The sequence below is a fragment of the Cupriavidus sp. Met-2 genome (genome assembly GCF_049843575.1).
In the GTDB taxonomy this organism is placed as follows: Bacteria; Pseudomonadota; Gammaproteobacteria; order Burkholderiales; family Burkholderiaceae; genus Cupriavidus; species Cupriavidus metallidurans.
Genome location: NZ_JBBHZL010000003.1, coordinates 156,156 through 168,573, shown reverse-complemented (window position 1 = coordinate 168,573; position 12,418 = coordinate 156,156). Strand labels below are relative to the sequence as shown.

Sequence of the window (12,418 nt, the reverse complement as noted above, 5' to 3'; positions counted from 1 at the left end):
AGATGACGGGCTGGCGCCCGATCTTACGTCGGGCCGCCACCCTGAAAGCGGGAATGCCGGTTAGCGCGCCGCCATGCGAATCGCGCCGTCCAGACGCACGGATTCACCGTTGAAGTAGCGGTTGACGATCATGGTCTCGGCCAGTTGCGCGTATTCGTCCGGATCGCCGAGCCGCTTCGGAAACGGCACCGACGCGGCCAGCGCGGACTTCACGTTGTCGGGCAGGCCCTGCATCAGCGGCGTGTTGAACAGGCCAGGCATGATCGTGTTCACGCGGATGCCTTCGCTCATCAGATCGCGTGCGATCGGCAGCGTCATGCCAGTGATCGCCGCCTTTGACGCACTGTAGGCCGCCTGGCCCATCTGCCCGTCCTCCGCCGCCACCGACGCGGTATTGATGATGGTGCCGCGTTCGCCGTCATCGAGCGGGTCCAGCGTCAGCATTCCGGCAGCGGATTTGGCGATACAGCTGAAGGTGCCCACCAGGTTGATCTGAATGATCCGGTTGAAGTTGGCCACGGGGAAGTGGCGGATTTCTCCCGTCGATTTGTCCCGGCCCGCCGTCTTGGCGGAGAAACCGGTGCCGGCACAGTTCACGAGCACGCGCTCCTGCCCATGTGCCGCGCGCGCCTTGGCAAATGCGGCGTCGACCTGCTCCTCGTTGGTCACGTCAACCTTGCAGAACACGCCACCAAGCTCGCGCGCCAGCGCTTCCCCCAGCTCCGCATTCAGATCGAACAGCGCCACCTTGACGCCGGCGCCGGCCAGGCGTCGCGCGGTGGCGGCACCCAGGCCGGAAGCGCCACCGGTGATGACCGCGGCAATGCTGGAATCGAGTTTCATTGCATATCCTTGCGTGAATGGAAGACTGCCGTCGCATCTGGCCAGCCGGCGACACATGCCGCCGGCATCGGCAATGCGGGGTTCAGACGAAATACTTGCGCGTCGCTTCGATGCGGTTCTGACAATCGCTGACCATGCGCGAGATCAGTTCCGCGCAGGTCGGAATATCGTCGATCAGGCCGATGCACTGGCCGGCGCTGACCACGCCGTTGTCGACCTCGCCCGATTGCAGCGCCGCGCGGCCACGGGTACCGGTCACCAACGGACGGATGTCGTCGAACACGCAACCGCCAGGGCGCCGTTCCATGGACACCACCTCCTCGGCGATGGCATTGCGGAAGACGCGCGCCGTGTTCTTCAGCGTGCGGAAGATCAGAGCGGTGTCACGCTCGGAGCCATTGACCAGCGCCTGCTTGATGTTGTCGTGGATCGGCGCTTCCTTTGTCACGCAAAAGCGCGTGCCCATATTCACGCCCTCAGCGCCCAGCGCCAGCGCGGCGGCCATGCCACGTCCGTCCGCGATGCCGCCGGATGCGATCACCGGAATCTCCAGCGCCCGTGCGGCGGCGGGAATCAGCACCAGCCCGCCCACGTCATCCTCGCCGGGATGGCCGGCGCATTCGAGGCCGTCGATCGAAACGATGTCCACGCCATTGCGTTCGGCGGAGAGCGCGTGTCGCACGGTAGTGCACTTGTGCACGATGGTCACGCCGGCTGCCTTGAAACGGGCGATGAAGTCCTTCGGGCTGTTGCCTGCGGTCTCCACGATGCGCACGCCGCCATCGATGATCGCGTCCACGTACTGGGCATACGGCGGCGGATTGATCGACGGCAGGATGGTCAGGTTCACGCCGAAAGGACGATCGGTCATCTCGCGTGTGCGGGCGATTTCGTTGCGCAGGGCATCCGGCGTGGGTTGCGTCAGCGCGGTCAGGATGCCGAGGCCACCGGCATTGGACACGGCCGATGCCAGTTCGGCCAGACCCACCCACTGCATGCCGCCCTGGATGATCGGATAGTCGATGCCAAGCAAACGCGTGACGCGGGTTCGCATGGGATTGCTCACGATAGTGACTCCTTGAATCAAGTTAGGACTGGTGCTGCCCCCACCAGTCTGCAAAAGCGTGTTGCTCAGCCTGCGCTTGCCGGCTGCAGCGCGCCCCAATGCGCTAGCGCGGCTTCGAGGGCAACCCTTCGTTCGGATTGCGGCGCGGCCGCAGGGGTGCGCGAGAAACGCGGCGCCGCGGCAGGCTGAACCACGCCCTGCAGCGTGACGAAGGCCTCGCGTTCGCGGTTGTGCGGGTGCTCGGGCGCCTCGTCCCAATCCAGCACCGGGGCGAAGCACGCATCGGAACCCTCCAGGAGCGCGCACCACTCGGCGCGCGTCCGGGTACGGAAGATGTCCGCCAGTCGCAGCTTGAGCAGCGGCCAGCGCGCGGTTTCCATCTGGCCGTCGAACAGCGGGTCTTCGATGCCGCAACGCTCGCGCAGCGCCGCGTAGAACTGCGGCTCGATCGCACCGACAGCAACATACTTGCCATCGGCGCAGGCATACGTGTCGTAGAACGGCGCGCCGCCGTCGAGCAGATTCTCGCCGCGCTGGTTGTTCCAGCGGCCGCCGGCCTTCATGCCGTACTGCATGGCGGAAAGCAGCGCCGATCCATCCGTCATCGCGGCATCGATCACCTGGCCACGTCCGGACTGGCGCGCCTCGTACAGCGCAGCCATCAGGCCGAACGCGAGCATCATGCCGCCACCGCCGAAATCGCCAACCAGGTTCAATGGCGGCACCGGCGCTTCGCCGGCCCGGCCAATCGCGTGCAGCGCGCCGCTGATGGCGATGTAGTTGATATCGTGGCCGGCGGCCTGCGCCAGGGGACCGTACTGGCCCCAGCCGGTCATGCGCCCGTAGACGAGCCGAGGATTGCGCGCGAGGCAGACATCCGGACCCAGTCCGAGCCGTTCCATAACGCCGGGCCGGAAGCCTTCCACCACAACATCCGCGCGGGCGATCAGTTCCAGCGCGGCATCTCTTCCGGAAGCCTCACGCAGGTCCAGCGGTATCGTGCGCCGGCCGCGTGCCAGCACATCCGCAGGATTCACCTTTGCCTCGACGCCCGGCGCCGTGGGGCGCGTGATCCGGAGCACATCGGCACCGTGATCCGCCAGCAACATGCAGCAGAACGGCGCGGGCCCCAACCCGGCGAACTCGACAACCTTCAAACCTTCCAGCGAACCTGCCATACCAGCCCCTATCGCGCCAGCGGCGCTCACATCACGGTCAACGCCGTTATGGTGCGTCAAACAAGGGGGGCAACGAATCGTCGGAAGCGACGAAATCCATGCGCGAGCGTTGCCTGGCGGAACACTCCTGAGCGTTCCGCAGCGGATTCAGGCAATCACACCCAGGCGGCGCGCGATGGCAACGGCCTGCGTGCGGCTGTGGGCACAGATCTTGTTGTTGATGTTGCGCAGATGCGTGCGCACGGTGCTGTCGGAGACGAACAGTTTCTCCGCGATGGCGCTGTTGGAATAGCCCTCGGCAAGCAGCTGCAGCACGCGGATTTCCTTTGGCGTCAGCGGATCCAGCAGTTGCGGCCGGTCTCCCGCGATTGGCTCCGGAGACTCCTCGAGCGGCCCACATGCCTGCACCAGCCGCAGCACGAATTCGGCCAGAACGGGATCGCGCTGGGCGCCGCCGCTCGACTCCAGCGTCCGCGAGAACTGCGCCAGCAGCGGCCCGATGCGATTGCCGCCTTCGTCGAGCAGCAATCGCGCGAAGCCTTCCGCGCAGGCAGCCTTCAGCACAGGCGCCAATATCGCCTGCGCCGCTGCAGGTTCGCCGGCGCGTTGATACGCCAGCGCGCACAGCAACCGCAGCTTCATGGCCCGTCGATGACGCCCATCGTGGTCGGCAAACTCGGCGGCTGCCCGCAGGCGGGCCACCGCGGCCTGTGCGTCGCCGGCCAGCGCCTCCCAGCGCAGTTGCGCGAGTTCCAGGTAATCCAGATCGTTGGCGATCAGGTGCAGACGGCCCACACGTTCCCACAGGGCCGGGTCGTCGGCACGCGCCAGTTCGTCCTTCGCGGCCCTGGTATGCCCCTGCATCAGCAGGATGCGGGCACGTTCGAGCTTGGCGCCGGCCGCCACGCGCGCCTGGCGTCTGACGTGGCCCAGATACTCGAGCTGCGTCAGCGTCTCGAACGCCTCGTCCACATCGCCTCTGGCAAAGGCAATGCGCGACAGCATGACGTGCCCGAGCGTGACGTGATCGCCCAGCAGCACATCGCGCGCAAGTGGCACATAGACCCGCAGCAGATGCGCGGCCTGGGCCAGATCGTTCGCCTCATAGACCGTGGCCGCATACATCACGCCGGCCCAGGCATTGCCGCCCGTGTAGCCGTAGTGTTGCGTGCTACCGCTACCAACAGCGATCCGCAGACGCGCCGTGGCCTCGCGCAGGCGCCCGCCCTGCAGGTCGAAGATGGCCTCGACGGTTTCGGAGTACATCATGTTGAAGGCGCTGCTGTCGGCGCCCTGCGTGCGGCGTGCGGTTTCCAGCAGACGGCGCGATTCGACATGCTGCCCCGACACCGCGAACACGTTCGCCATCGCATTGGCAAGCACCATGTCCGCGAAGGCCACGCCGGTGGGCCAATGCGTCAGGCATTCGCGCCCGACTTCCAGCGCGCGCTCGAGCTGGTCCATCATCGACAGCAGCGTCGGGCGCAGCGCGAGAACATGCGGACGCACCGCCGGATCGTTGGAATCCCGCAATCCGCTGCGTTCCAGCAGGTCCATCGCCTCCAGGGGGCCGCGCGTGAACGTCAGCGCCCAGATCCGGATGGCCTGCAGCGGCAGGTGATCGCGCAAAACGTCCTCGGGCAGCGCGTCGAACCAGCGTGTGAGCAGCCGCATACGCCCCTGCCCGAGCAGCGCCGGCGCGTGTGCGATCAGCAGCGTCACGGCATACGCGTAATCTCCGCCTTCGATCGCATGGTCGATGGCGGGCACGGGACGATCCTGTGACTGGAACCACCCGGCGGCGGCATGATGCAGGCGCGGCACCTCGGCAGGCGCTTCGCGTTGCAATTGCGCCTTCAGGAATTCGGCGATCAGGCTGTGGTAGCGCCACGCCCGTTCTTCACTCTCTATCGGCGCAATCAGGCTGGAAGCTTCGAGTTGCCGCAGGATCGCCTCGCAATCCACATCGGGCAGCAACACGTGACACAGCTGCGGGTTCAGATAGCGCAGGATGCTGGTGCGCAGCAGGAACTGGCGTACCGGCTCGGGCTGCCGGGCCACCACGTCTTCGGCCAGATAGTCGGCCACCGACCGGCTGGTGCCCGAGAAACGGTCGATGAACTCAGTATGCGCTTCGCTGCGCTCCAGCGAAGCCGATGCGAGCGACAACGCGGCCGCCCAGCCCTCCGTCTTGCGATACAGGCGCTGCAGATCATCTGCCGCAAGCGGCATCGGCCGCACGGTGCGGAAGAACTGCTCGGTTTCCTCGATCGAGAAACGCAGGGCCGTGGCATCGATTTCCAGCAACTGGCCGCGGGCGCGCAGGCGGCCCAGCCTCACATCGGGCGTGCTGCGCGAGCCGATGATGAGCTGCCCGTTATGCGGCAGATGGTCGATGATCTCGCGCACCCAGGCGATGACCCCGGGCTCCTGAAGCACTTCGAAATCGTCGAGGAAGAATGCGAACGGCTCCGGGTAGCCTGCCAGGCAGTCCATGCTCTGCAGCGCGGCTTCGCCGGTGGTGCGTGGCGCGGGCCGGCCAATATCCGCGATGGCGTCGTCCCCGACGATGGCCGCCAGCGCCGCCTCGAAGCCGGACAGGAAGCGTACCGGGTCGTTGTCGGCGTTATCGAGCGTGAGCCATGCGGTTGCCACCGAGGCCGCCTCCAGCCGCGCGCGGTACTGCAGCATGGCGGTCGTCTTGCCGAACCCCGCAGGCGCCCTGACGATCACGAGCCTGGCCGACGACGCGGCGCGCAGCATGTCGCCAACGCCTTGCCGGATCACCTGGGATGCGGGGGCAACTGGCGGCCTGAGCTTCATGCTCGGCACATGCCGTGTCATGCTCGGCGGCGAAGTCATTTGCTGGAAGATTGGGCTGGACGCGAACTGGGCAGTTTAGCAAAGCGTCCCTCCTATGTCGCCGCCTGATCCATCCTTGGCCCATCCGTGGGCTCTAGTCCATTCTCTCCGTCAGACCCAACGAGCGGCTGATGATCTCGAGCATGATCTCGGACGCGCCGGCAAAGATCCGCGATACGCGTGCGTCGCGATACATGCGGCTGATGCGGTATTCGTCCATATAGCCCGAGCCGCCGTGCAGTTGCAGACAGTCGTCGATCACGCGGTTCTCCAACTCCGTGCTCAGCAGCTTGGCAGACGCCGCCGTGACGGCATCCAGCCGGCCGGCGTTGTGCTCCATGACGAGCGCATCGAGCCAGATCTGCATGGCGTCGAGCTCGGCGCGGCGGCGGGCCAGCACGAAGCGTGTGTTCTGCAGGGCGCCGATCGGACGACCGAATGCGCGGCGCTCCTTGACGTAGGGCAGCGTCAGATCGAACGCGGATTGCGCGTGCGCGATCGACTGGCACGCGCACAGCAGGCGCTCCTCTTCAAGGCCCTCCGCCAGATAGGCAAAACCGCGCGCCGGATTGCCCAGCACGTTCTCGTCCGGGACGAAGACATCGTTGAAGAACAGTTCCGCCGTGTCCTGCGCGTCCAGTCCCAGCTTTTTCAGACGACGGCCCCGCTCGAATCCCGCCATGCCGCGCTCGACGACGAACAGGCCGAAGGCACGTCGCTCGTCGGGATTGGTACGCGCGACCACGATGACGGCATCCGCGTTGTGCCCGTTCGAGATGAACGTCTTGGCGCCGTTGATGACCCAGCCGCCGTCGCGCCGCTCGGCACGTGCGCCGATCCCGGCCAGATCGGAGCCGGCGCCCGGCTCTGTCATGGCAATCGCCAGGATCGTCTTGCCGCTGGCCGCGCCGGTGAGCCACCGGCGCTTCTGCGCCTCCGTGCCCAGCCGGCCAATATATGGCGCGACCAGCCGCGAATGGAGCGTCAGATACACGCCGACATCTCCGTGGCGAATCAGCTCTTCGAAGAGGATCTGTTCGTAGCGGAAATCGGTCACGCCCGCGCCGCCATAGGCTTCATCGGCCCACATCAGCAACAGGCCCTGCTCGCCGGCTTTCTCGAAGATGGCACGGTCGCAGCAGCCCTGCTCGCGCCACTGGTCCACATACGGGGTGATTTCGTTCTGCACGAAACGCGCGACCGAAGCACGGAACTGCTCGTGATCGGCATCGAAGATCAGGCGGCGGGTCTGGGACATGGTGATGGAAGGAAGGGATACGACCGATGGCCGATCTTAGGACCGGTGCCACAGCCGTGCCTCGTCGAATCCGACGAATCTCCCCTAGGGAAAATCCGGAGCCGCAAGATCATCCATTCCGACGACGCGCCAGCCGTATCGCCGCCTGACAATGCTTCGCAGGCAGTGCTCCGACAACCGATAACGGGAGACAGTTCGTGTATCTGACACAGGCTCTGCACAAGGCATTCCGCGAAAACCCGTCTGGCGTCGCGACGATTTTTGCGCAACGCAGCACGACGTTCTCCCAGCTCATCGACCGGGTTGCAAGACTGGCCAGCGCCTTGCGTGGCCAGGGCGTTGCTGCGGGCGACCGGGTCGCCATGCTGGCGCTCAACTCCGACCGCTACGTCGAGTACATCTTCGGCACGCTCTGGGCCGGCGCGGCGCTGAACCCCGTCAACACCCGGTGGAGCGTCGCGGAAATCGCCTACTCGATGGAGGATTGCGGCACCAGCGTGCTGCTCGTGGATGACAACTTCCTGGATCTGATCGGGCCATTGCGCGAGCGTTGCCCCTGCATCCAGACCATCATCTATTGCGGCGACGCCGAGACCCCGGCAGGCATGATCGACTACGAGCAACTGGTGCGGTCGAGCGCGCCGATTGCCGACAGCCTGCGCAGTGGCCACGATCTTGCCGCAGTGCTCTACACCGGCGGCACCACCGGCGCACCCAAGGGCGTCATGCTGTCGCACGCCAATATCGCCAGCAACGTGCTGTCGTCACTGGCAGCGGCATCGCGCCCGCCAGTGACGTCGATCCTGCAGATGGCGCCGATGTTCCATATCGCGGCGCTCAGCTTCGTCTTTCAGGCCGTGACGCGCCTCGCCACGCAGGTGATCCTGCCCGGGTTCGACCCCAAGGCAGCGATTCGCGACCTCAGCCGCTACCGCATCAACGAGGTTTTCACCGTCCCGACGATGCTGAAGATGATGCTCGACGATCCCACGTTCGCCGACCATGACCTGAGCAGTCTCAGGAACATCATCTACGGCGCTGCCCCGATTGACGGCGCACTGCTGCAGCGCGCCATGGCGCAGATTCCGTCCAGCCAGTTCCTGCAGGCCTATGGGATGACGGAGACCTCGCCTGTCTCGGCGATACTGGCGGCCGATTGTCACGTCGTCGGCAGTCCGAGGCTGAAGGCGGCCGGCCGCCCGGCGCCCGCGTGCGAAGTGCGCATCGTCGATCCGGCAACGGACGAAGACTGCCCGACGGGCACGGTGGGCGAGGTCGCGGTGCGCGGCCCGGGCGTGATGCTGGGCTACTGGAACAAACCGGAAGAAACCGCCCGCGCGTTGCGCAATGGCTGGATGCACACCGGCGATGCCGGATACCTGGATGCGGACGGCTTTCTATACGTCACCGATCGCATCAAGGACATGATCATCAGCGGCGGCGAGAACGTCTATTCGACCGAAGTCGAGAATGCGATCCTCACGCACCCCGCGGTGCAGCTGTGCGCGGTGATCGGCATCCCTGACGAGAAATGGGGGGAAGCTGTGCATGCGGTCATCGTGGTCCGCCCCGGTCACGAGCTGTCTGTCGATGCGGTGCACGCGCATTGCCGCGAGCGGATCGCCAGCTATAAATGCCCCCGCAGTGTCGAGTTCCGCGCCGACATGCCGCTCTCGGCGGCGGGCAAGCTCCTCAAGTACAAGCTGCGTGAAGTCTACTGGCAGTCGCGCGACCGGCGGATCTGAGCGGTAGCAAGGCAGACGTGGCGCGGGCAATGCCCGCGCCTGCCCGATTCACGCCGTCGGCAATCGATAGTTGCGGTAGTCCTCTCGCAACTTCGTCTTGAGCAGCTTGCCAGTCGCGGTATGCGGCAGCTGATCGACGAACACGACATCGTCCGGCACCCACCATTTCACGACGCGCTCGCTCAGGTACTGCAGCAACTCTTCGCGCGTGACATCCTTGCCGGGACGCTTCACCGCCAGCAGCAGTGGGCGCTCCTGCCACTTCGGATGCGCGACGGCAATGATCGCCGCCTCGTGCACGGCAGGGTGGCCGATCGCCGCGTTTTCCAGGTCGATCGAGGAAATCCATTCCCCACCCGACTTGATGACATCCTTGGCACGGTCCACCAGTTGCACGTACCCGTCCGGATCGATGGTGCCGATATCGCCAGTGGGAAACCAGCCGTCCTTGTCCAGCACCTCGCCACCCGTGTGCTTGAAGTAGCCGCTTGCGATCCACGGCCCGCGCACGTGCAGATGACCGAAGGCGCGTCCGTCGTGCGGCAGTTCCTGACCATCGTCGCCGATGATCTTCAGACCTACGCCCCATACCGCGCGTCCGGCCTTCATCTTGATCGTGGTCTGCTCGTCCTTTGGCAGGGCGGCATGCTTGGGCAGCAGGCGGCCGGTGGTACCGATCGGGCTGGTTTCCGTCATGCCCCATGCCTGCAGGTACTCGACGCCAAAGTCGCGCTCGCAGCGCTCGATCATGCTGCGCGGCGATGCGGCGCCGCCCGAGCCGATGATCTTCAGGCCAAGCGCCTTCATGTCGATCTCCGGGTGCTCGTCCAGGAACTGGAAGAGCATGAGCCAGACTGTAGGCACCGCCTGGGAGACAGTTACGCCTTCGTCGCGCATCAGTTCGTAGAGCGATTGACCATTGAGGTGTGGCCCGGGCATCACCATCTTGGCCCCGACCATGGCCGCCGCATACGGCATTCCCCAGGCGTTGGCATGGAACATCGGGACCGCCAGCAGCACAGACGTTGACGCGCCCACGGCGAACGCATCCGCCGCGCACGCCACGAGCGAATGCAGCACGGTAGACCGATGCGAGTACAGCACGCCCTTCGGATTCCCGGTGGTGCCCGACGTGTAGCACAGCGACGACGCCGCGCGCTCGTCCAATTCCGGCCAGTCATACGTATCGCTATGCTCCGCAAGCAGGTCCTCGTAGCAAAGCAGGTTGGGCACGTCGATCGCCGGCATGTTCGCCCGCTCCGTCATGGCGACGTAGTGCTGGACGGATTTCAAGGCCGGCGCCAGCTTCTCGACCAGCGGCGCGAAGCCAATATCGAAGAACAGGACCTTGTCCTCCGCGTGGTTGACGATGTACTCGATCTGCTCGGGGAACAGACGTGGATTGACCGTGTGCAGGATCGCGCCCGAACCGGACACCCCGAAATACAGTTCGAAATGACGATGCGTGTTCCAGGCAAGCGTGCCGACACGGTCCGCCACCCCGACACCGAGACTCGCCAGCGCGTTGGCAACGCGTTTGGCACGCCGATGGATCTCGGCATAGTTGGTACGGTGGATCGGGCCCTCTACCGTTCTCGCGACGATCTCCCGCGTTGGATGGTACGTAGCCGCGTGCTCGATCAGCGATGAAATCAACAGCGGTCGGTCCTGCATCAGTCCCAGCATCGTGTCTCCTCCACTCTATGTATCGGTGTGCTTGTCGGTGTGCTGCCAGGATGCGGCGGGGCCCGGGCCTGGCTTTTCGTCGTTGGCTTTCCCGCCAGCAGTGTCGGCCGCGCTGGCCCGGCAGGTAATCGTCGAAAGCGACGAATTTCGGCGCTGACGGGTGTTCGCGCTCAGCGCTTCAGGGACAGCAGGGTGCGGCAGCCGGCCGGCAGCGGATGCGCGGCGTGAGCCTTGACGGCGAGCGCCAGCTGCTCGGCAAGCGCCCCGGGGAACGGTGCCGCCCTGCGCGTTTCCAGGTTCACGTGTACCGAGAGCTGTTCCATGGTGGCCGCCACGTATCCCTCGGTGGCATGGGAGAGTTCCATCAGGCAAAGCAGACGCTTGTCGTCGGACTGCAATGCGCGCACGCGCAGCACAACCGGAGATCCGACCAGCAGTTCGCGGTAGTAGGCCACATGGATGTCGACAGTGTAGATCCCGCAGCGGGTGGCCTCGGTGTAGCCGAGCCCCACGCCGAGTTGCTCAAGCAGCTTGAAGCCCTCGCGGTCGAACACCTCCACATACCGGGCAGCGTTCATATGACCGTACTCGTCGATCCAGCCTTTTTCCACTTCGAATGTCGAGCTAGGAAGTTCAGGCCTTTCTGACCATGCGGACCATGCGGACCATGCGGACATGCCGTCTCCTGATCTGCGCAGCCTTACACATTGGCTGCCGATGTTGTTGTCCGCAAATGGTACGCCAATGCCTCAGTATTCGGCTGCCCCGCTGATCCTCCGCGTATACCCCAACATTTCCGCATATCGCGGACTCATCTGGACCGGCGGAACGCAAGTTTGCAGTGCAGCAAAGGGGCGCATTGCATGGCTCACAACTAGACCGCCTGTGCCTCCACCCAGTGGCTTTCCACCATGCGCCGATCCAGCAGGGGGATGATGGTCCCGAAGCCAAGGTGCTGAAAGTGCGCCGACTCGCGATGAGCCATCAGTCCGTCGGCATCCCGATACTTCTCCAGGATCACGAAGTGGTTGGGATCGGCGGGCGAGCGGAAGTACTCGTAATAGAGATTCGCGGACTCGGTGCGCGTGGCCTCGGCCAACTCGGCCAGAAGCCGCGACACCTGGTCGCCGTTGCCCGGCTTCGCGTGGTAGTGCGCGATGACCTGCAGATAGGAGGTGGTCAAGGGATTATTTCCTGATTGTCTTGGCTTGCGGATCACATGCCCACAAGCGCTGATCGCTGGTCGATACCGCAAGCGCATCATGGGCGATGGCGCTGCGGATATCGTCCTGGGTGCTGACAAAGCCGGACGCCACAATGGGCGGCAGCCCTTTGCGAACGGACCCGGGCAGGTGCTGCAGCATTGGCGCCGGCATCAACTGGACCAGGTTCGCATCGCTCTGTTCCAGCGCCTTGACGCTGCGTGGCCACGTGGACCGGTCGGTCACAAAGACTTTCTGCATGGTCATCATCCCGGCCCGATTGGCACGCTGGATGGTAGCCACGCGCGTCGACACCAGGCTGGTGACGCCGATGTCGGCCAGGTACTCGACGCCGCCCTTGTCCTGCGACAGCCCTTCGCAACTATCGATATTGACGATCACGTACTTGCCGGCCTTCGTCAGCGTGGCAATCACGGGCTGCAGCCGCCGCAGTTCCACGTTGGCGACAATCGAGACTTCCGCCTCGCTGTCGATGAAGGCATCGATCTGGTCCGCGCCGTACAGCGTGGCGATTACAGGGTGTCGTGTCAGGCGGGCGCCGAGAGACCTGTCCATGG

10 protein-coding genes are annotated in these 12,418 nt (G+C 65.1%); 1 reads left to right on the top strand and 9 read right to left on the bottom strand.

Going from position 1 to position 12,418, the window contains the following annotated elements; translation table 11 throughout:
* Window positions 1-60: 60 nt before the first annotated feature.
* From WD006_RS09245 to WD006_RS09225, 5 genes are all read right to left on the bottom strand, one after another.
* Complete coding sequence (locus WD006_RS09245) at window positions 61-843, bottom strand: SDR family NAD(P)-dependent oxidoreductase (protein ID WP_008641302.1); 783 nt, start codon at window positions 841-843, stop codon at window positions 61-63.
* Window positions 844-925: 82 nt separating this feature from the next.
* Window positions 926-1,897, bottom strand: coding sequence for an NAD(P)H-dependent flavin oxidoreductase (locus tag WD006_RS09240; protein ID WP_060784771.1), 972 nt, complete (start codon window positions 1,895-1,897; stop codon window positions 926-928).
* A gap of 77 nt (window positions 1,898-1,974) precedes the next feature.
* Entirely contained in the window at window positions 1,975-3,087 is a 1,113-nt protein-coding gene (locus WD006_RS09235) for a CaiB/BaiF CoA transferase family protein (RefSeq protein ID WP_029306971.1), read from the bottom strand.
* 147 nt (window positions 3,088-3,234) lie between these two features.
* Window positions 3,235-5,910 (bottom strand): LuxR C-terminal-related transcriptional regulator, encoded by a 2,676-nt coding sequence (locus tag WD006_RS09230; protein ID WP_175582364.1) that lies wholly within the window; start codon window positions 5,908-5,910, stop codon window positions 3,235-3,237.
* A gap of 133 nt (window positions 5,911-6,043) precedes the next feature.
* A complete protein-coding gene (locus WD006_RS09225) occupies window positions 6,044-7,207 on the bottom strand; it encodes an acyl-CoA dehydrogenase family protein (RefSeq protein WP_011519843.1) in 1,164 nt (387 codons plus the stop codon).
* A gap of 197 nt (window positions 7,208-7,404) precedes the next feature.
* On the opposite strand from WD006_RS09225, the gene WD006_RS09220 reads away from it, so the two are divergent.
* A complete protein-coding gene (locus WD006_RS09220) occupies window positions 7,405-8,952 on the top strand; it encodes a long-chain-fatty-acid--CoA ligase (RefSeq protein WP_024569974.1) in 1,548 nt (515 codons plus the stop codon).
* A 48-nt stretch (window positions 8,953-9,000) separates the two neighbouring features.
* Here WD006_RS09220 and WD006_RS09215 read toward each other — a convergent pair whose 3' ends face one another.
* The 4 genes from WD006_RS09215 to WD006_RS09200 form a co-directional block, all read right to left on the bottom strand.
* A complete protein-coding gene (locus WD006_RS09215; protein WP_011519845.1) occupies window positions 9,001-10,638 on the bottom strand; it encodes a 3-(methylthio)propionyl-CoA ligase in 1,638 nt (545 codons plus the stop codon).
* A 170-nt stretch (window positions 10,639-10,808) separates the two neighbouring features.
* Complete coding sequence (locus tag WD006_RS09210) at window positions 10,809-11,315, bottom strand: thioesterase family protein (RefSeq protein WP_051722992.1); 507 nt, start codon at window positions 11,313-11,315, stop codon at window positions 10,809-10,811.
* A 197-nt stretch (window positions 11,316-11,512) separates the two neighbouring features.
* Window positions 11,513-11,821, bottom strand: a complete 309-nt coding sequence (locus WD006_RS09205; protein WP_029306968.1) for a putative quinol monooxygenase — start codon at window positions 11,819-11,821, stop codon at window positions 11,513-11,515.
* Between the two features lie 4 nt (window positions 11,822-11,825).
* The gene (locus WD006_RS09200; RefSeq protein WP_011519848.1) at window positions 11,826-12,416 is read right to left on the bottom strand and encodes a glycerol-3-phosphate responsive antiterminator; all 591 of its coding nucleotides are present in this window, start codon (window positions 12,414-12,416) and stop codon (window positions 11,826-11,828) included.
* Window positions 12,417-12,418 lie beyond the last annotated feature (2 nt).

Coding starts and splice junctions, on each gene's coding strand:
- WD006_RS09210 (WP_051722992.1), bottom strand. CDS start 11,315: ATGTCCGCATGGTCCGCATGGTCCGCATGGTCAGAAAGGCCTGAACTT.
- WD006_RS09200 (WP_011519848.1), bottom strand. CDS start 12,416: ATGGACAGGTCTCTCGGCGCCCGCCTGACACGACACCCTGTAATCGCC.
- WD006_RS09225 (WP_011519843.1), bottom strand. CDS start 7,207: ATGTCCCAGACCCGCCGCCTGATCTTCGATGCCGATCACGAGCAGTTC.
- WD006_RS09240 (WP_060784771.1), bottom strand. CDS start 1,897: ATGCGAACCCGCGTCACGCGTTTGCTTGGCATCGACTATCCGATCATC.
- WD006_RS09230 (WP_175582364.1), bottom strand. CDS start 5,910: ATGAAGCTCAGGCCGCCAGTTGCCCCCGCATCCCAGGTGATCCGGCAA.
- WD006_RS09245 (WP_008641302.1), bottom strand. CDS start 843: ATGAAACTCGATTCCAGCATTGCCGCGGTCATCACCGGTGGCGCTTCC.
- WD006_RS09235 (WP_029306971.1), bottom strand. CDS start 3,087: ATGGCAGGTTCGCTGGAAGGTTTGAAGGTTGTCGAGTTCGCCGGGTTG.
- WD006_RS09215 (WP_011519845.1), bottom strand. CDS start 10,638: ATGCTGGGACTGATGCAGGACCGACCGCTGTTGATTTCATCGCTGATC.